Here is a 19,576-nt window from a genome sequence, read left to right as displayed (position 1 = left end):
AAACATCTGGCCTTATGGCGGGTGAGCATTAGCCTGAAGTGCGACTTTCGACGGCTAGGCTCCGTCGACGGGAGATGAGGATTATCGCACTTGCGGGATACACCCGCGCAAAAGCGTGATCCTCATCATCATTTTCGTCGATTGACCAGCGAGGCCGCCAAATGATTGTTTGCCGGGCAAGCACAGCTGTGTGAGGAGCAATGCGTCCTGAATTCCATGAACCGATTACAGATCTATTACCCGTTTAAGCAGGTGAGATCGACATGAAGGCTAACAGTCTTGGGAGGACGATTTCTCCGGCCATCAACTGGCGAGCCTTGGAATGCTGGAGCGCTGGGTTGGCAGTTTTTCTGCAAACTGGAGCCCTTTTCCCACTCTTGCTGACGGATTCAAACGGAGACCTCGGCGACGCGGCGAGGGCGAAACTGCGACTTCTGTCGCTCCCCGTATATGCTTTCACCGCATTGAGCATAGGGCGGAACATCCCACATTTTCTCGCCGCGCTAAGGCGAGATCTCATTTTTCCTCTTATTCTGGCTCTGCCATTCCTATCAATTTTCTGGTCCGTCAGTCCGTCAATTAGCCTGAGGCGTGCTGTCGGCCTGCTCTTCACCGTGCTTCTAGCCTATGCCCTGGCCATACGCTTCACCCCGCGGCAACTGCTCCTGATCGTCTTCATGACTGTTGGCATATGCATTTCTCTCAGCATCGCCGCCATGATCGCCTCGCCAAGTCTTGCCCGAATGCCATTGGATGGCTCCATAAGGGGCATCTTCATCCACAAAAACAGCCTCGGCTGGTACGCCAGCATAATGATCATGACTGCGATGGCCGTGCTGATCGATAGAGCTCTAGGTTGGCGCCGAACCGCTTTCATACTTCTTGCAGCAGGCACGCTTTGTCTTGTGGCCTCAGGGTCCATGACAGCGATGATTGCAACAGGTTCCGCATTCTGCCTTATCGGCTTCTATTCTATCCTTCAACGAACGCACGGCATTGCCCGCGCCTTCATCATCTTGCTTTTTATCCAAATACTGGTCGGGCTTCTGGTTTTACTGCATGAATTCCTGGTCCCGGTGCTGGAGGCACTTGGGAAGGATGCCACCTTGACTGGCCGGGTGCCGTTATGGGAGTTGGTCGACCGTCAGATTGCGAACCACGTCATTTTCGGCTTCGGGTATCAAGCTTTTTGGACTGAAGCGAACCCGGATGCTTGGACGATATGGGGAGAGATCCAATGGATTGCACCCCACGCACACAACGGTTTTCGCGATACGATGTTAAGTTTTGGAGTAAGTGGAACGGCACTCTTCACCCTAGTGCTCCTGCGCGCATTGCGCCAAGGTGCAGCCCTTCATTGCCGTGACCCACATTATGGCTGGCTCTGGCTGAACGTATTCTTTGTGATGATCCTGGTTATGAATCTAACCGAAAGCATGTTTCTGATCCAGAACGACACCATCTTCGTGCTCTTTGCCACGAGCATCGTCATGTTTTCGCTTTATGCACCCGTGGCGTCGACATACCCAACTCCGCAAAAGCCGATACTTATGCCCAGCGCGATCAAAATCCCGTCGACATCATGAAGGCGCATCTTGCTCCATTTTTATGCATGCTCCTCACGACATCGGCTGCCCTGTCAGCTCAGTCGGCGAGCGACCAACCGGATGCGGAAGAAATTCAGCACGTTCAGAAAGCGATAAGGGAAGCGACCTGCGCCGAAGCTCCCACGGTGCCTTCGCCTATTCAGCTGGGTGGATACACATCGAGCGAATTGTTTAAGTCCCTAGTTGCACGGCATATATACTACGTCTCGCCGGATGGCGACGACGCTTGGAGCGGACGTCTTCCGGATCCGAACACCGCGCACACTGACGGGCCTTTCGCAACCATCGAGCGGGCTCGCGACACGGCACGCACGAATGGCTTGAGCATTATTGCCCTGGCCGGCGGTGACTACTATCTCGATCGATCAATAGTTTTCGATGCGCGGGACACTGGCTTAATCGTGACAGCCAGATGCAATGAGGCTCCGATATTGCATGGTGGACCACTGGTATCGGGTTGGGCGATGGAAAACGGTACACGCTGGACTGCACCGCTGAAGTTACGCTCCGATCAGCGGGTGGGAGATCTTTTTGTAAACGGCATTCCGCAAATCTTGGCACGCCTCCCAAATGCGCCTCTCGACCGAGATCCCCGAAAGGGTTGGCTTTTCGCGGCAAGATGCCAGCCAGAGATCGACAGTTGGGAGGGAAATACGCGCTTCTGCTTCCACGCCGGTGATATTCCTGCTTCGACAGACATAAATGGCCTCGTGGCCCACATTGTGGGAGGTTTCTACCCCGGTACACAATGGGGTAGCGACACACTTCCCGTGACGTCAGTCGACGAGGGAGGTCGAATTGTCGACACCAGAGGCACGGCCTACTTCTTCACGGCAGAAGGTAGCCGATATTTTCTCGCTGGGTCCTCCTCTTTCCTAGATGCCCCTGGCGAATGGTGGCATGACGCCAAATCCGGTCGACTCAACTACATCGCTACCGATAACCAATTCTCGGGCTCCAAGGTGGTTGCCGGGGTGCTTTCAACCTTCTTCCTGTTGGAAGGGGCTGACGATATGGTTATCTCTGGGCTCAAATTTACCGACGGCGCACCGCAAGGCAGTGGTAAGGTGTGGACAGACACCAGAGGTTTCGGCGCCGTTCGCTTGGAGCAAGCAGATCGGGTTCACCTCCTCGGCAACATCGTGGAAGATGTCGGTGTCGGCATTCATGCGTCTGAAAGCAAAGACGTGCTGATCGCTGGCAATCTCATCGGAAACATCGCCGGCAACGGCATCTATATTGGGACGGAGTACGGTAAATTCGGGAAATCCGATGGCGCCAAGATACTGGCGAACCACATCCACGATATCGGAAGGGTCTATTTTGAAACCGCCGGAATCTGGTTTCAGGCGGCCGACAGCGTCAGAATTGCTGGAAACCTGATCGAGAATGCTGCGCAGTTCGGCATTGCTGGCGGTTCTTTGTGGGGACCGCAGGACGCCGTGTATGATGCGATCATCGAACATAATTTGGTCCGCAACACGAACCAGCAGACCGCTGACGGCGGCGCCATCAAAATGATGGGTGAGCAACAGGCCCCTCTCAACAGCACAATTCGCTACAATATCATAACGGGGACCGGCCATCTAATGAATCGGCAGGATGGAACGTTCTGGCCGAGTGGATACGAAAATGTCGATGAGTGGCCGTCACCTATTAGCTGGGCAATCTACACCGATGGGAAAGCAAGCGGCGTCCTGATTGAAGGGAACATTCTATCCGGCAATGTATCCGGCATCGGTATCAACGGCGGATGGGGCAACGTAGTGATAAGGAATATCATTGCGCATGGATCCGGGGCCGCGTTCCGTGTGGACGATGCAACAGGTGGAGAATGGCATCCGTCGTGGGCGAACCCAAATCGGATAGAGGAAAACAGCGTATCAATAGACCGCGAGGATGGAATTGCTGCCTTTGTCTATGCTCCAAACCACGGATCTGGATATGTTCACTTCGCGCGCAATCGCTATCTGGGCAATCTAAATAGCCAAAGCTTTCGGGTACATCCCGAGATCATGCCTTCTGGTAAATTCGGCAGCTTGGCGGATCTTCAGAAAGGCGGAATGGACGAAGATAGCACCGTGGGTGCTCGATAAGCCAACGGCACGAAGATCTGCAGCTCCAACACGCTTAGGAGTGTTCGCTACCTAGGCTAGATTTACCCGCCAAAGCCTATTTGTTTTTGCGGCGGGAGCCAACAGAACTACCTCGAAGTCGAATTCGATGGTGGCTATCGCGACGGGCCGTTCCGTGCCGCTTCGATATGAGTGAGATCGAAGACGCTGACCTCATCCTAGACTAGAAGGCGCAAAGGACAGATCGCTGACAGTCCTGGTCCTCATACTATTGGCGCAGCGCCCTAACCAAATAGCGCGGTGACAAACCTGACCATCTAACCGGCCTGCCTATCATCAAGTCAGCTTAGCGGTAGGAATGCTGAATTCCCATGCGGCGGACACGCGGGCCGCGTTCTCTGGCGACAGGAATAGATAATCGCTTAGTGTCCTATCCTCTGTACAAACTCGAATAGGCGCTGTGGATTTTAGCGTTGCTTGTGTTGAGGTTGCGCCGGCGTATAGCCCATAACCTTAGCGATTCAATTGCTTCAAGAGTTGATACGGATCGCCACAAGGCAGCAATTTTAAAGAAACCATCATCAAAAAGATGAACCGGGCGGATAGAATCCGCATGTTTTTACCTCCAATACTGTAGGATATTTCTTTCCGAATACATAAATGCTGAGCCCTCCCTACGTCTATTAGCTGGAACGCAAGATATGGAGGCCGTCGGCGCGTCCGCGTATCCTCATCGCGAATTCAACTCGCGAGAGCGTAGGTAATGACACAGTCGGCGGCGGGCGATAGGCAGAACTCCATTAATGATCCGAATGGCCCGTTGGCATGGACCAACGTCCTCGGAGTACGTGTTTCGGCAGTCAATCTCGAAAGCGCGACTGGTCTTATCCACCAGGCAATCGAGAATGGCAGAAGGGGATATGTCTGTGTACGGGACGCGCACGGCGTGGTTCGGTGTCAGAGTGATCCGAAGCTCCGATCCATCCACAATCGCGCGTTCTTGGTCACGCCCGACGGAATGCCTTTGGTATGGGCGTTGAAGCATGCGGGCCACTTGGAAAGTGACAGGGTTTACGGCCCCGACCTGATGTTATCCGTCTTCGATACTGGGCGGAAAAAGGGGTTCGTCACTTCTTCTATGGCGCGACATCGGCGACCCTCGCACAGTTGCAAAAGAGGCTACTGGCGAAATTTCCGGATGCGCAAATAGTCGGCTCATACTCGCCCCCTTTCCGCGACCTGACACCTCAGGAGGAGGCTGAGGCTGCGGATCTGATTAACAAGTCAGATGCGGATATCGTATGGGTCGGACTTAGCAGTCCCAAGCAGGAGCTCTGGATGGCTCGCATGCGCGATCGTCTGGAACCATCCATGTTGATTGGCGTCGGAGCGGCGGTCGACTTTCATGCCGGTCTCAAGCGGCAGGCCCCGAGAATCATTCAAAGAAGCGGTTTTGAGTGGGCGTTTCGCCTCCTGTGCGAGCCGCGAAGACTGTGGCGACGTTATGCCGTCGTCGTCCCGACCTTCATATCACTGACCGTACTGCAGAGGCTGGGGCTTCGGAAGTTTCCGATCGAGGACGAGGTTTATGCATCGGTCGCGTCATGAAAATTCCGCAGGGGGATTACCATCATGTCATCATTAGCGTCACCAGCCATGACGCCTGGCCCGGCAAAGGCAACCAACACGAATGAGACGGCCATTCGATCTGCTTTGACGAGTCCCGCGGCACTAGCAACCAGTTCCGCAAACAATAACGATTACGTCCAGAAGTCCGCGTTCCAAAAAACCTTGCTACAGGGTGGATCTCGTCACGGCTCGCAACGTCTTCACTTTTGATTGCCGGTGACGTTGCAAGCTATTTTGCCGCGTATTTTATTTTCTTGCCGTTTCTTCCGGACAGCCAAGCCGGCACACTCTCGGAACGAGTCTTTGCGCTGGCGGCGCTGGCGGCGATCATCCTTTACGCGTCGGCCTCGCTCTATCCGGGTTATCGGCTTCATGGCCATGAACATCTTCGTCGGCGCTCGACGGCTTCGGTAAAAATTGCCGCTCTCGTCGCGGTCGGGGCAGTCGCGCTGCCGGGGGAGGCCCAGCTGTTGCTTGCAGTCTTAGGCTTTCTTGGCTTGGCATTGGTTTTGCAACCTGCCGTGCATTGGACGATCAGGGAACTATGCCGAAGGCTTGGTATATGGGGAGATAGAGCCGCGATTGTCGCAGGAAGCAACCGCATCCAGGCGCTTATCGCACATTTCACCGACAATTGGCAGTACGGCATTCGCCCCGAGGCCTTTTCGTCCGAGATGCCGGAAACGCCCTCCGTGCGGAGGCCGTCGATCGCGTTGATTGCAGGAGATACGGCGTCACCGGTCGCCGAGCTGGCGACGCTTCGGCGGAAGTTTTCCGAAGTCATTCTCCTTTCGGATACGCCCAACCTCAAGGTCACCGGCATGCGGCCTGCAGATGTTGGCGGCGAGATCGGTATCCGCCTGGCCATGGGCGAGAGGTCGGCAGATTTCAGCCTGCTGCGTCGGGCTCTCGATCTCGCAATTGCGGTGCCCGCCATGCTGATGGTCACGCCCTTCATGCTGGTTGCCGCGGCTGCGATCTATGCCATCGATCCGGGACCGATCTTCTTCAGGCAGGCGCGGGAGGGGTTGTCCGGCAAGACGCTGTACGTGCTGAAGCTGAGGACGATGTATACCGACGCTGAGCAACGTCTCGAAGAATTGTTCAGAGAAAACCCGGCCATGCAAGCCGAATGGTCAACGCATTTCAAGCTGAAGCGGGATCCTCGCATCCTGCCGTTTATTGGCAATGCCCTCCGCTCGACGAGCTTCGACGAGCTTCCACAACTGATCAACATCATTCTGGGCGAGATGGCTATCGTCGGTCCGCGACCCTTTCCCGAATATCATCTGAGGGCGATGGATGGGGAGTTTCGCGACAAACGGTGCTCGGTGACACCGGGTCTCACAGGCCTTTGGCAGATATCCGGACGCAGCAATACCGACCTCGAACTGCAGCAGCAGCTCGACGAGTTTTACATCGACAACAAGTCCCTCTGGTTCGACTGGCACATCCTGCTGAGCACGATCCCGGCAGTCTTCAAACGCAGCGGCGCCTACTGAGCTGTTTCTCCTCTTCGTGCCGCAGAACACCAACAATGGAGCATATCGATGCATGGATATAAGCGAGTCATGGTCACGGGTGGCGCCGGATTCCTGGGGTCATTCCTCTGCGAGAAGCTGCTGGCCGAGGGTAACGACGTCCTCTGCGTCGACAATTATTACACAGGTTCGCGCAGCAATGTTTTGCATCTTCTTGATGACCCTCATTTCGAGATCATCCGGCACGACGTAACCTTCCCACTCTATGTCGAGGTCGACGAGATCTACAACCTGGCTTGCCCAGCATCTCCTGTCCATTACCAGATCGATCCGGTGCAGACCGTAAAGACCAATGTGCACGGCGCGATCAACATGCTCGGCCTGGCGAAGCGCACCGGCGCGAAGATCCTGCAGACGTCGACAAGCGAGGTTTATGGCGATCCGACAGTCCATCCCCAGCCGGAAGAGTATCGCGGAAGCGTCAATCCAATTGGTCCGCGGGCATGCTATGACGAAGGCAAGCGTTGCGCTGAGACGCTGTTCTTCGATTATCATCGCCAGTATGGCGTGGAAATCAGGGTGGCTCGGATCTTTAATACATACGGCCCGCGCATGCACCCCAATGACGGCCGCGTCGTCTCGAACTTCATCGTCCAGGCGCTCGGCAACCAACCGATAACGATCTTCGGAAATGGCAGCCAGACCCGATCATTCTGCTATGTCGATGATCTGATCGACGGTCTGATGCGCCTGATGGGCGCATCGAATGGTGTGACTGGACCGATCAATCTCGGCAATCCCGGTGAATTCCAGATCCGTGAGCTGGCCGAAATGGTTGTAGAAATGACCGGGTCTCGATCGGAGATAGTCTTCCATCCACTCCCTGTAGATGACCCGACGCAGCGCAAGCCGGATATCAGCAAGGCAAAGCAGGATTTGGGGTGGCAGCCGACGATAAGCCTGCGGGAGGGGCTGGAGAAGACCATAGCCTATTTCGAATGGGCGCTTTCCAGTGCAGGCGAAAAATCAAAAATGTCCTTTGCGCAAGCTGCCTACGCGCATCGCGCATCTTTGAACACCGGCATCACGCCAGAGGCCGTGCGATAGGCCATGGATCGCGAGACAGAATATCGCAAGCCGAGGCTGGTGTTCTTTCAATGGGATCATCAGCCCAACGCGAGCGCTGCGGGCTACCTGCTGCTCCATATGCAGCAGCAGGCAAAGTGCCTCGCTACGCATTTCGAGGTTGTGGTGGTGAATCGCGACTGTGACTACGCAGAAATATGCGACAGGTATGAACCAGATCTCACACTTTTTGAGAGCGGCTATCGATCACACGGCTCCCGTCGCATAAAGATCGACAATACCAATGCGCATCCGGGAGTGCCGAAACTCGGCCTTCATAACGCCGATCCATGGTGCGACCGGCGCGCCGGCTTTCTGTCCGACATGCAGCAATGGGGAATTGAAACCTATTTCGCGATCGGGACGATGACGCCGGAATACATGCCCGAAGTGAAAGATAACCTCTTCGTCTGGGCAAATTTCATCGATCCCGACATCTATCGTGATTACGGCCAGCAAAAGATCATTCCCGTCACACTCACAGGTCAGGTCTACGGCTTATATCCTTGGCGTCAAAAGGTCCTGCCGTTGATCCAGGATCGCTATCCCTGCCTGGTCTCGCCGCAACACAGCTACCAAAGCAAGCTGGCTGCACAGTTGCTGTCGGGCGAAGCGTATGCCCGCGTACTCAATGCAAGCTTTGTCGTCCCCACCTGCGGAACCCAAGCCGGCGAGGTCGTAAGGAAGCACTTCGAGATTCCCGGAGCGAATGCCTGCCTGGTCACCGAGCGCACGGCAGCGGTAGAGACTGCAGGCTTTGTCGACATGGAAAACTGCGTCTTTGCGGATGACCGCGATGTGATCGACCGACTGGAATATCTCTTCTCTCGCCCGGACGAAATGCAACGCATCACTGCGGCAGGCCACGAACTGGTGCATTCACGCCATACCCTCAAGCACAGGCCGCAGATATATCAGTGGTTCACGCTCAGAAATGGTCTGAAATCCGGCGAACGCATTATTCAGCCGCAACCTTTCGGTGATCTCATGAAGGTTGAGAGCGTGTCCCGGCGCACCAGCGGTCACATCGTTGGAAAAGCAAGTGACCGCGAACTGCTGAGACAGGGCGACATGCTCCTGTGGCAGGGCAGAGCCGAGGAGGCCAAGCAAAGCTATGCCCACTGCCTGGATTACGTATCTTACCTTCCGGAAGCCAACTTCCGACTAGCCATTTGCGCCTTGCAGGAAGGAAACGCGGACCGAGCTTACGCTCTTCTGGTCAAGCTGGTCGATACAACGATAAATGGCTACGGGGCAACGGCCCCGGATCCCGTCGAATGGGCATATTTCCTTCTTGCCATGGCATGCAAAGGCGACTTCGAGCAGGCAAGAAAACTGCAGGCCTTCTATCCATCGCTAGGTCACGACGAGCTGAGGCGCGTGCGCAGCATTCTCAAACGAACCGGGCATAATGAGCCGCCGCTGCTCCCCTTGTACCGGAAAAGCATTCACACAATGCCAGTTCGCAGCGATACGGATTGGCTTGAGTGGTGCGCCGGTCTTTTCGAGCGCTGCCGGCAGCCGGAACTCGCGCTCGCCGTGCGCGCGGGTGTTCCGGCTGACAGTAGCCGATCCAAATCTGCTGCGGGTTTTGGACTGAATATCGATTGGCGCCGCCGGTTCTACTCTGTTTTAGACGGCATCATGACCAAGCTGCGTCTCGACAAGCTCAGGCCAAACGTGCCTCCGCTGCCGGAGTTCCAGTATCTGCGACAGCTTGCGCGATGCATGATTCCGCAGTCACACAGAGCTGCATTGCACAGATTGAGATCAACGCTTTTTGGATCTCCCTCGTGAGAGGCAGAGCGAGGCATCAAAACGGAGATCGGTTTGCTCTGTGGCCTGCAGCGCTGTCAGGAAAGAGGTCGTTTATCTTGAACACGACCTCTGTCCTATTGGTTGCTTTGACTTTCTTCATGATGTTTCGGACGTGAACCTTGACTGTGCTTTCGCGCAAATTCAGTTCATGGGCGATGATCTTGTTCGCCTTACCACGACGAAGGGCTTCTACCACCTCCGCCTGACGATCCGTGAATACGCCGATCAACGGGCGGGCGCCTTGGTTGTTCGATTTCATCAGATGGCGCATCGCAAGGAGTACACTGGCCGGAACGAAGATCCCTCCGGCGACGGAGAGCGAGATGACCTCCATGCATACACCGATATCGACGGATGTCGGTATGTAGCCTTTGGCTCCCAGGTCAAGCGCGGTCACGATTTGAGCAAAATCCTCGCTGTCTGCGAGAACAATGACGGGCGTTGTCCCAAACTTTGCTGCGAGAGTTCTGATTTGCTCCGAAACTGCGGGCTCTTCTACTCTCTTGCCGCCTATATTGAGGAGGATTGCGGAAAGCGGAGGATACTCGTCACGCCGTTTTTCCCACTCGGCCGCCGAGCCGAACGGGAGGATGAGTAGATCCGATTTGTAGGCGGCCATACATTGCGCAAGGCATTGGCGATCGAGCGCGCGGTCATCAAGAATAACAAGCGAATGCTTCGGCATCTGAGGCGGTGCATTCGCAGCAGCGACATTTTCCATTTTCATCGCCAGAGCAATATTTTCCGGCTTCTGGCTCGAATTCTGCAAAAGTATTGATTCCACTGGCTCATCCCCCACCGAATTTTTCGAGTTTAAATCAAGTGCGAAAAACCTGCTCATGGTGAAAAATAAATTCCATTAAGCATCACCTTCGGCAAATACCATGTAGCTCAAAACGTTACATCAGCAATTTAGGCTAACTCATCCATATGGCGTTGGTCAGGACGTACGGTCGGCGAATTTCTTGAAGTATTCCTCGACAACAATAAGCCGTTTGCATAATCACGATCATCACCGATCTTTACTCCCTTCGCTATTGTAAGCATAAGAAATAGATGATCTTTATTTTAATATTAGAATTTTATTATATTCGTAGCGCTCCACGCTCCGCCATCTATTTTAGGTATTAGGGACGTAATATGGTATTAGGTGTATTTCCTATCTAAGCCTTTGGCGGCTTAGACGTTTTGCTTCTTTACTCGGTTGGTCAAAACAATTCTCATGGCGGGAGAAAGAATTCTCCGTGCCGAAATGAAGTCGCGGATCCCGATCCGGTCGACACAGGCGCTCATCGGCACTCTCAAAGCATTGAAGTCGAGTGAAAAGCAGGGGCTTGGACGGGATGATTTCGTCGAGTGTTAGGATGGGTGAGGGGACTGTCATCCATCATCCGGATCTGGTGAATCTCTATGGCTGCACGATAGGGGCGGGGACACGCGTCGGCACCTTTGTCGAGATCCAGAAGAACGTTCATGTTGGAAAGAACTGCAAAGTCTCCAGCCATTCGTTTCTATGCGAAGGGGTTACGCTGGAAGACGGCGTATTCATCGGCCACGGGGTGATGTTCACCAATGACCGATATCCACGTGCCGCCAATCCGGATGGAAGTCTCCAGACGGAAGCCGATTGGATCGTCATTCCCACCTTGGTCAAACGCCATGCGTCGATTGGCAGTAATGCGACCATCCTACCCGGCGTGACCATAGGTGTAGCAGCGCAGGTGGGAGCCGGGGCAGTCGTCACCAAAGACGTCCCCGATCGGGCCATCGTCGCCGGTGTTCCCGCCGTAATCGTCGGTCGCGTCAATGATGTGCCGGTGGAAATCAGGTCATTGGAGGAGACGCGATGATAGGCATAGCTGTCGTCGGATATGGGTATTGGGGGCCGAACCTTGTTCGCAACATCTCCGAGACGGGAAGGGCACAGCTCGTCTGCGTCTGCGATCTCAACAAGGACCGGCTGTCTGCGGTTCAGGGACGGTATCCAGCGGTTAAGGTCACGGACAATTTCGAAGACGTCCTGCGCGATCCAAGCGTCGATGCCATTGCTATCGCTACGCCTGTGTCTAGCCATTTTAGGCTCGCGATGCAGGCGTTGATGGCCGGAAAGCATGTGCTTGTCGAAAAGCCGATGGCAGCGACGACCGAGGAAGCCATGCGTATGGTGGAGGAGGCGGCACGCCGCCGTCTTGTGCTCGCCGTGGACCACACGTTCGTCCACACGGGGGCCGTTCGCAAGATGCACGAGCTCGTCGAGAGTGGCCTTGGCGATATGTACTACTACGACTCGGTCCGCGTTAACCTCGGGCTCTTCCAGCACGATGTCAGCGTCATCTGGGACCTGGCCGTGCATGACCTTGCCATTCTCGACTATGTCCTGCCGGAAAAACCGGTTGCCGTCTCCGCAACCGGAATGAGCCATGTGCTCGGCGAGCCTGAGAACATCGCCTATCTGACGCTGTTCTTCGAGAGCAAGATGATCGCTCACATCCACGTAAACTGGCTGGCGCCGGTGAAGGTGCGCCGGACGCTGATCGGCGGCAGCAACAAGATGATCGTCTATGACGATCTGGAGCCCAGCGAAAAGATCAAGGTCTATGACAAGGGCATCACGATGAACCCGAGTTCCGCCGCTTATGGCGAGAAGGTTCATCAGATGCTGGTCGGTTATCGCAGCGGCGACATGCATGCGCCGAAACTCGATATGACCGAGGCACTGAGCCGGGAACTCAACCAGTTCATCGACTGCGTCGATCAGAATACACGACCGGTTTGCGACGGATATGCCGGCCTCCGTGTCGTTCGCACCCTCGAAGCAGCAAGCCGATCTCTGGCACAGCAGGGCCGTGTCATCGAACTCGAAGAAGCAAGGCGCATTGCATGATCCCGTTTCTAGATCTGAAGGCCCAATATGCGTCCATCAAGGACGAGGTCGATGCCGCAGTGCTCGGCGTCCTCGCATCGGCGCAATATGTGCTCGGCGACGAAGTCGCACAACTCGAACAGGAGTTCGCGGACTATTGCGGCGTCCGGCATGCAATTGCAGTCAATACGGGCACGAGCGCGTTGCATCTTGCTCTTCTGGCAGCGGGCGTCGGCCCGGGCGATGAGGTCATCACCGTTCCCTTCACCTTCGTCGCAACCGTCTCAGCGATCTGCTACACGGGAGCGCAACCCGTTTTCGTGGACGTGGAGCCGTCGACGCTGACGATGGATGCGCGCCAGCTGGAAGCGAAGATCACCTCTCGTACCAAGGCCATCGTGCCCGTCCATCTCTATGGCCAGATGGCCGATATGGACGAGATCAAGGCGATTGCGGGCAGCTACGGCATCCCTGTGATCGAGGATGCCTGCCAGTCCCATGGTGCGGAATACAAGGGCGCCCGCGCCGGCAGTATCGGGTTGTCCGGTTGCTTCAGCTTCTATCCCGGCAAGAACCTCGGCGCATGCGGCGAGGGGGAATGGCGGTCACGAATAGCGATGAGCAGGCCCGTACGATGCGCATGCTGCGCGATTGGGGGCAGGAGCAGCGCTATCACCATACTCTCAAAGGCTTTAATTACCGCATGGATGGCATCCAGGGCGCCATATTGCGGGTCAAGCTCAGGCATCTCGAAGACTGGACCGAGGCCCGACGGGCAATTGGCCAGCGTTACTCGGCTCTGCTTGGCGGATCGGCAGTCTTGAAGACACCGGTGGAACTGCCGGGGCGGCGCCACGTCTATCACGTCTATGCCGTTAGAAGCCCGGATCGTGACGGGCTTCGACGAGTCCTCGATGCCGAAGGCATCCAGTCGGGGCTGCATTATCCCATCCCGGTCCATCTGCAGAAGGCGCATGCCGATCTCGGCCATCAGGCCGGTGATTTCCCGGTCTCGGAAGCCGCGGCACAGGAAGTCATATCGCTGCCGATCTATCCGGAAATGACGATGCGGCAGGTGGAGATGGTCGCAGAAGCGCTGGAGCACGCCTATGTCGACTAGTCTCGCAGGGGAACCCCGGCTCGTCCGGGCGATTCATGGTCGTAGCGAAAAACCGGCGGATCCGCCGTATCAGTCCGGTTTGGCGGATCAACTCAGAGAGAGCTACGGCCGCTCCGGCCTTTTGGACCTCTATGGCCGCTTCGCCACGGGTGACGGCTTCGTTGACGCAATGATGCGCAAGGCCATCTGGCAGGCCATCAGCCGAAGCTGCGGAACGGAACTGCAGGTCGCGAGCGGCGTGGGCTTCAAGCATCCCGAGACGTTCGAAATCGGTGATCGTGTGTTCATCGGCGCCCAGGCCTACATCCAGGGACGTTATGACGGCCGTTGCGTGATCGGTGACAATGTCTGGATCGGCCCCATGGCCTATATGGACGCCCGCGACCTCGTGATCGAGGAATTCGTCGGCTGGGGGCCGGGCGCCAAGATCCTCGGTTCGACCCATACCGCCATCCCGGTCAATGAGCCGATCATTCGTACCGATCTCGAAATCAAGCCCGTACATATCGAGGCATGGGCCGATATTGGTACGAATGCGACGATTTTGCCCGGTGTGCGCATCGGCAAGGGGGCGATTGTGGGAGCTGGCGCCGTGGTGGTTTCGGATGTCGAGCCGTTCTCCGTGGTAGCTGGCGTGCCCGCCAAGTTCATCCGATGGCGTATGGACGCAGATCCGATGCTCGACGTTGCGAATGGGGGAGATCATGAAAGACAAGCGCGTTCTCATTACGGGTGGAGCCGGGCTGATCGGCTCGCATATCGCCGACCTTGTCGCGCTGGAAAAGCCGCGCGAGATCATCATCCTCGACAATTTCGTGCGTGGCACTCGGGATAATCTCACCACGGTGCTAAGCACCGGCCCGGTCACCATCATCAACGGTGACATCCGCGATCGAGCACTGCTGGCCGATGCGTTCGACGGTGTCGATATCGTATTTCACCAGGCCGCGATCCGGATCACGCAATGCGCCGAGGAGCCGCGACTTGCCTTCGACGTACTGGCGGAGGGCACGTTCAACGTTCTCGAGGCGGCGGCAAAAGCGGGTGTCTCTAAGGTCGTGGCAGCTTCATCCGCATCCGTGCTCGGGCTCGCCGAAAGCTTCCCCACGACCGAGGACCATCATTCTTACAACAATCGGACGATCTACGGTGCGGCGAAGACGTTCAACGAGGGCCTGCTACGCAGTTTCGCCGAGATGTATGGCTTGCGTTACGTCGCGCTCCGCTATTTCAACGTCTACGGTCCGCGAATGGATGTCTACGGCGCCTACACGGAAGTCTTGATCCGCTGGATGGAACGCCTTGCGGCGGGAGCCCCGCCGCTCATTTACGGCGACGGCAGCCAGACGATGGACTTCGTGCATGTCCATGATATCGCCCGCGCGAACGTGCTGGCTGCGAAGTCCGACGTGACCGATGAGGTGTTCAACGTCGCCAGCGGCACCGAAACGAGCCTTCTTGAGCTTGCTCAGGCGCTGAGCGGGATCATGGGCTCTTCAATTCCGCCGCAGCATCAGGCTGCGCGCACCGTCAACGGCGTAACCCGTCGTCTTGCCGATACGTCCAAGGCTGAGCGGTTGCTGGGATTCAAGGCCGAGGTCTCGATCGAGGAAGGACTTCGTGGCCTCGTGGACTGGTGGCGGCAGAAGACCGCAGCCGGAGGTCAGGCCGCATGAGCACGCTACAGACCTCAATTCCCGTCGCCAAACCTGTTCTCGGAGAAGAGGAGGCCGAGGCCACGCGTCGCGTCATCCTGTCGGGATGGGTAACGCAAGGGCCGGAAGTCGCTGCCTTCGAGAACGAATTCGCTGCCTATGTCGGTGCCGAGCATGCCTGTGCCGTCTCCAACTGTACAACCGCGCTTCATCTCGCCTTGAAGGCCGTCGGCGTAACTGCCGGTGACGAAGTCATTACGGTCAGCCACTCATTCATCGCGACCGCAAACGCCGTTCGATACTGCGATGCTGTGCCGGTTTTCGTCGATATCGAAGCGGATGGGTACAATATCGATCCGGCCTTGATCGAAGCGGCGATAACGCCCCGCACCAAGGCGATCCTGTGCGTTCACCAGCTTGGCATGCCCTGTGACCTTCGCGCGATCGTGGAGATCGGCAAGCGTCACGTCATCCCGATCATCGAGGACGCGGCTTGCGCGACGGGGAGCGAGATCCTGCGGGATGGCCATTGGGAGAAGATCGGCAGGCCGCATGGCGACATTGCCTGCTTTTCCTTTCATCCACGAAAGGTGGTGACGACCGGTGACGGAGGCATGCTGACCACCGCCAATGCCGAATACGACCGGAAATTCCGGCTGTGGCGTCAGCACGGCATGAGCGTCACCGATGCAGTCCGCCACGGATCTAAACAGGTGATCTTCGAGGACTACGACGAGCTGGGATACAATTATCGCATGACAGACCTTCAGGCCGCCGTAGGACGCGTTCAACTGCGGCGTCTGCCCGAGTTGATCGCCCATCGGCGGCGGCTTGCCGAACAATATCGCAGGGAGTTGGCAACGATCCCGGATATCACGGCGCCGATCGAACCCGCCTGGGCCCGCAGCAATTGGCAGAGCTTTTGTGTCAGGCTGCCAGACTGGATCGATCAGCGGGCCATGATGCAGGCGCTGCTCGATCAGGACATTTCCACGCGGCGCGGCGTAATGAACATCCATCTGGAAGCGGCCTATGTCGGTCGCAATTCCCATCGCAGCGCAACGAGCCTTGGGCGAAGCGTCTTGGCGCAGCACCAGACGATCATCCTGCCGCTCTTCGCGCAGATGACAGAGAATGACGTGACAAGGGTCGTCGATGCGCTCCGGGATGCTGTCGCCGCAGCGGAGACGGATGGTGCCGGCGCAATCGCGCACGCGGTATAGCAGCGATCAAAGATATACCAGGGCCCGCGGCATGCAGATGCCGCGGGCTTTTTTACACTACTTTCCGTCAGGCGAGCTTGGTTATCCAGCCCCTGATGACTGCCATGGCGGCCGGGGGCAGAATGCCGAGCAGCATCCGCAGGGAGTAGATGCCGCACAGAGCTGTCGCGATACATCCGATCGCAACGGCTGGCCAAAGGGGCAGAACGAGAAACGCCGCGAAGACCAGTCCGGATGCGGGCAGAAAAAGTAGGGCATGTCTGCGATTGGCGGCCGAGAAGCGGAATCCGGTGAGACGCTGGACGAGAAAGTAAATCAGCACGCCGTGCCAGACATAGAGGCCGAAGAAGGCCATGCCCGCTCCTTTCGTGCCGTAAGTCGATACGAAGAGCCAGGCGAGGCCCACATGCACGATGGTCGCTGCGACCTCCGTCCAGAAGAAGATGGCTCTCGCATTCTTTGCCAGCACGATGAAGCCCATCGGCCAGGCGACGATCTCTCAGCATCATGCCGAGGCAGATCCAGCGCAGAAGATCGACGGCACCACCGAATTCGGAAGAATAAAACAGGCTCATCATCAGCGGTGCCAAAGTCAGTGTGGCAAGAAGGCCGGGACCGGCCAGCAGCATGCTGATTTCGGCCTGCTCGTTGACCAGTCGGTTGCACTCGGCATGATCGTTTGCGGCTGCCGTGAGGCGCGGATAGAAATCCGTACCCATCGCCTGCAGGATGAAGCCGGCATAGAGGCCGCCGATCGCCCAGGCCGCCTGATATAATCCTGCCGCAACGACGCCTTCCTCCTTCAGCACGATGAGGCGGATGGCGTAGGCTGCGCCGAAGGTCAGGAGCCCGCTTGCCATGAAGACGACACCGAGCCTGAGCAGGGTCACTGCCTCCTCGCCGAACTGGCGTGTGGACATCGACCGAGGGTTGGCCTGTATCTGCCTGCTGTAGTGCCAGCTGGCGAGCGTCGCAACCGCAGCAATCGCCACCACGGACGGTACGATTGCTTGTTCACCAAACAAATAGATGAGCGGGATGCTGACGATCGTCCCCAGCAGCGCGGCCAGAACATTGATCCGGGCGAGGTTTCCGATGCCGCGCAATCCCTGGATAAGCGCCAGTTGCCCGGCCGATATGACCCGGAAGAACACCGCCAGAGAAAGCAGTATGATGCCGCCTGCATGCTGATGATCGCCGAAGGTGAAGCTGGAAATCGGCAGCGCCAGTGCCGCGAGGCAGAGCGCTCCGACCAGGCCGAGGATCATCGACAGACGTCTCAGCGCTGTCGCCGATTGTGCGATCCTTACCTCGTCACCACTGCCCGCTGCCTCGGCGATCTGGCGCACGCCGCTGCCGCTCGCTCCAAGGCCGGCCACAGCCTGTGCCATGTCGACGATCGATCCGTAGAGCCCCATCAGGCCTACGCCTTCCGGGCCGAGCAGGACCGCCATGGCCTTGTTGCGGATGATGCCGAGCGCGACGTTCACGAGCGAGGATCCGCCCATCAGCACCGTCGATCTGAGGATCTGGGTATAGGTCTGGCCAGCAACGGGCCTCATATGCAGGGTCATCAAACGCCTCGAGGTTTACTGGCTTTGTTGGGTGACGTCGATATTCGCCACCGCCCCTGTTTCCGAGGCAGGCGCATTATCGGACGAGCGGAGCTGTATGACCCTGACCACATCGCCCGGTACCAATGCCGTTGTTTCGGACGCCTGGAATTCGTTGACCTTTCCCTTGTCTCGTCGGCTGACGCTGAAGGTCAAAGGGAGCGGATCACTGCCGACTGCACGCCCACCACCACTCGACAATTCCTCGACAAGCAGCTTTTGCGTCATCTCCCGCTTAAGCTTAAGCTGATCGACAGCGGCCTTCTCTGATTGTATTTCCGTGGCAATTTCACTGCGCTGCGTGTCGTGAAGCCCTTCCAGGTTCCGCGTCGTCTCGCTGATCGCCTGACGCCCCCGCATGATGGCGGTGACAAGATCGAGCCGATCGGAACGATAGGTCGTGAGCAACCTCTCCAGGTCCAGTTGTCGCGAGGCGACCGCAGCACCTTTCTCGACCAGCGTCCTGACAATCGCGAGCTGCTCCTCGGCCGACTTAATATTTTCGTCCGAGCCCTTCAGCTTCTCCTCAAGGGTGCTGATCTCTGCCGTCAGAAGATCACGTAACTCGGTTAGAGCATTGGATTGCCTTTTAAGAGCATTTTCCCGCGCTTGGGCGATGACCTTTTCCTCTTCATAGATGCCCCTGGCATATTGTTGATCGACGCCGATGGGAGGCTCGAAGGCAATTTCCTCTGCCCCGGTCATCTCTGCCTGAAGCCGGGAAAGCTTTGCTGCACTGCGCAGGAGCGAGTTGTCGATATCCTTCAATTCCGCTCCAAGTCTGATCACCTGCGAACCCTGTTGGCCTGTGGCACGAGACGGCCCACCGCCCATCGCGAGGGACTGCAGCACGGTCAATCCAGGGCGAAACTTGTATTCGCCGGGTCTTGTCACATCCCCCACGACATAGATTGGTGGGTAGTCGAGTATCTCGATGGTTACCGCAGGCATTCGGACAAGGCCGATTTTTTCCTGAAGATGCTTAGCGATCTCACTGGTGAGGCCAGCACTGTCGAGATTTCCGACAGACAGAGAGCCGAGAAATGGCAAGATGAGTTCACCATCATCCGAAACCGTAAACTCGCCACCAAGCGCGTCCCACCGTTCGTACTCGCCTTTCGCAGGCAGCCACTGAACGATGGTCATGCGGATTTTCGTTTGTGGTGTAAAAGGTGGGCCATCCGCCCGTACAGCCGAGGCTATGCCGCCGATCAGGGCGAGCGCAATGAAGGCGAAACCCTTACGGCAGGTCGCGCGAAAGAAGGCGTGGAGCGCGGGCCCCGAAAGCTTCATGTGCATGCTCCGCCTGTGGCGCATCCGCGGTGGATGCAGGTTCAGTGACCCTATCGAAATTCTGACTATCGTGT

General features: G+C 57.0%; 10 protein-coding genes and 5 pseudogenes. 12 read left to right on the top strand and 3 right to left on the bottom strand.

Annotation, left to right across the window (positions count from 1 at the left end; all coding sequences use genetic code 11):
* Nucleotides 1-263 precede the first annotated feature (263 nt).
* The 6 genes and pseudogenes from N7E02_RS01920 to N7E02_RS01895 all read left to right on the top strand — a co-directional run bounded on the left by N7E02_RS01920 (nt 264) and on the right by N7E02_RS01895 (nt 9,714).
* Complete coding sequence (locus N7E02_RS01920; RefSeq protein ID WP_286577842.1) at nt 264-1,586, top strand: O-antigen ligase family protein; 1,323 nt, start codon at nt 264-266, stop codon at nt 1,584-1,586.
* On the top strand, nt 1,583-3,703 hold the full coding sequence (locus N7E02_RS01915) for a right-handed parallel beta-helix repeat-containing protein (protein ID WP_286577841.1): 2,121 nt from the start codon (nt 1,583-1,585) through the stop codon (nt 3,701-3,703). Before N7E02_RS01920 ends, N7E02_RS01915 begins: the two co-directional genes overlap by 4 nt.
* 742 nt (nt 3,704-4,445) lie before the next feature.
* A pseudogene (locus N7E02_RS01910) lies at nt 4,446-5,290 on the top strand (WecB/TagA/CpsF family glycosyltransferase).
* 24 nt (nt 5,291-5,314) lie between these two features.
* Nucleotides 5,315-6,813: pseudogene (locus N7E02_RS01905) on the top strand (sugar transferase).
* 48 nt (nt 6,814-6,861) lie between these two features.
* Nucleotides 6,862-7,899, top strand: a complete 1,038-nt coding sequence (locus tag N7E02_RS01900) for a UDP-glucuronic acid decarboxylase family protein (protein ID WP_286577839.1) — start codon at nt 6,862-6,864, stop codon at nt 7,897-7,899.
* Between the two features lie 3 nt (nt 7,900-7,902).
* Nucleotides 7,903-9,714: a glycosyltransferase family protein gene (locus tag N7E02_RS01895; RefSeq protein ID WP_286577837.1), complete on the top strand. Its 1,812-nt coding sequence runs from the start codon at nt 7,903-7,905 to the stop codon at nt 9,712-9,714.
* Nucleotides 9,715-9,730: 16 nt separating this feature from the next.
* On the opposite strand, the gene N7E02_RS01890 is transcribed toward N7E02_RS01895, so the two are convergent.
* Nucleotides 9,731-10,462 (bottom strand): response regulator transcription factor, encoded by a 732-nt coding sequence (locus N7E02_RS01890; RefSeq protein ID WP_286578401.1) that lies wholly within the window; start codon nt 10,460-10,462, stop codon nt 9,731-9,733.
* Between the two features lie 616 nt (nt 10,463-11,078).
* Between N7E02_RS01890 and N7E02_RS01885 the strand changes: the two genes are divergently transcribed.
* From N7E02_RS01885 to N7E02_RS01860, 6 genes and pseudogenes are all read left to right on the top strand, one after another.
* A complete protein-coding gene (locus tag N7E02_RS01885; RefSeq protein ID WP_286578400.1) occupies nt 11,079-11,585 on the top strand; it encodes an acyltransferase in 507 nt (168 codons plus the stop codon).
* Nucleotides 11,582-12,619 carry a Gfo/Idh/MocA family protein gene (locus N7E02_RS01880; protein ID WP_286577836.1) on the top strand — a complete coding sequence of 346 codons (1,038 nt, stop codon included), beginning with the start codon at nt 11,582-11,584 and terminating at the stop codon, nt 12,617-12,619. The genes N7E02_RS01885 and N7E02_RS01880 overlap by 4 nt, the downstream gene beginning before the upstream one ends.
* Nucleotides 12,616-13,718: pseudogene (locus tag N7E02_RS01875) on the top strand (DegT/DnrJ/EryC1/StrS family aminotransferase). Before N7E02_RS01880 ends, N7E02_RS01875 begins: the two are co-directional and overlap by 4 nt.
* Nucleotides 13,708-14,418: pseudogene (locus N7E02_RS01870) on the top strand (acyltransferase); the annotation flags it as partial. The pseudogenes N7E02_RS01875 and N7E02_RS01870, both read left to right, overlap by 11 nt.
* 4 nt (nt 14,419-14,422) lie before the next feature.
* On the top strand, nt 14,423-15,394 hold the full coding sequence (locus tag N7E02_RS01865; protein ID WP_286578382.1) for an NAD-dependent epimerase/dehydratase family protein: 972 nt from the start codon (nt 14,423-14,425) through the stop codon (nt 15,392-15,394).
* The gene (locus N7E02_RS01860; protein WP_286578381.1) at nt 15,391-16,596 is read left to right on the top strand and encodes a DegT/DnrJ/EryC1/StrS family aminotransferase; all 1,206 of its coding nucleotides are present in this window, start codon (nt 15,391-15,393) and stop codon (nt 16,594-16,596) included. Before N7E02_RS01865 ends, N7E02_RS01860 begins: the two co-directional genes overlap by 4 nt.
* Before the next feature lie 67 nt (nt 16,597-16,663).
* Here the strand turns inward: N7E02_RS01860 and N7E02_RS01855 are convergent.
* Nucleotides 16,664-18,170, bottom strand: a pseudogene (locus N7E02_RS01855) (O-antigen translocase).
* Nucleotides 18,171-18,185: 15 nt separating this feature from the next.
* Entirely contained in the window at nt 18,186-19,502 is a 1,317-nt protein-coding gene (locus N7E02_RS01850; RefSeq protein ID WP_286578380.1) for an SLBB domain-containing protein, read from the bottom strand.
* Nucleotides 19,503-19,576: the final 74 nt, after the last annotated feature.

This window comes from Terrirhizobium terrae, from assembly GCF_030323265.1.
In the GTDB taxonomy this organism is placed as follows: Bacteria; Pseudomonadota; Alphaproteobacteria; order Rhizobiales; family Rhizobiaceae; genus Neorhizobium.
The sequence above is the reverse complement of the archived record's forward strand: the minus strand, read 5'-3'. Positions and strand labels throughout refer to the sequence as shown.

Bases quoted from the DNA above. Each gene is read 5' to 3' on its own strand.
- N7E02_RS01920 (WP_286577842.1), top strand. From the start codon at position 264: ATGAAGGCTAACAGTCTTGGGAGGACGATTTCTCCGGCCATCAACTGG.
- N7E02_RS01915 (WP_286577841.1), top strand. From the start codon at position 1,583: ATGAAGGCGCATCTTGCTCCATTTTTATGCATGCTCCTCACGACATCG.
- N7E02_RS01900 (WP_286577839.1), top strand. From the start codon at position 6,862: ATGCATGGATATAAGCGAGTCATGGTCACGGGTGGCGCCGGATTCCTG.
- N7E02_RS01895 (WP_286577837.1), top strand. From the start codon at position 7,903: ATGGATCGCGAGACAGAATATCGCAAGCCGAGGCTGGTGTTCTTTCAA.
- N7E02_RS01890 (WP_286578401.1), bottom strand. From the start codon at position 10,462: ATGAAAATGGAAAATGTCGCTGCTGCGAATGCACCGCCTCAGATGCCG.
- N7E02_RS01885 (WP_286578400.1), top strand. From the start codon at position 11,079: ATGATTTCGTCGAGTGTTAGGATGGGTGAGGGGACTGTCATCCATCAT.
- N7E02_RS01880 (WP_286577836.1), top strand. From the start codon at position 11,582: ATGATAGGCATAGCTGTCGTCGGATATGGGTATTGGGGGCCGAACCTT.
- N7E02_RS01865 (WP_286578382.1), top strand. From the start codon at position 14,423: ATGAAAGACAAGCGCGTTCTCATTACGGGTGGAGCCGGGCTGATCGGC.
- N7E02_RS01860 (WP_286578381.1), top strand. From the start codon at position 15,391: ATGAGCACGCTACAGACCTCAATTCCCGTCGCCAAACCTGTTCTCGGA.
- N7E02_RS01850 (WP_286578380.1), bottom strand. From the start codon at position 19,502: ATGAAGCTTTCGGGGCCCGCGCTCCACGCCTTCTTTCGCGCGACCTGC.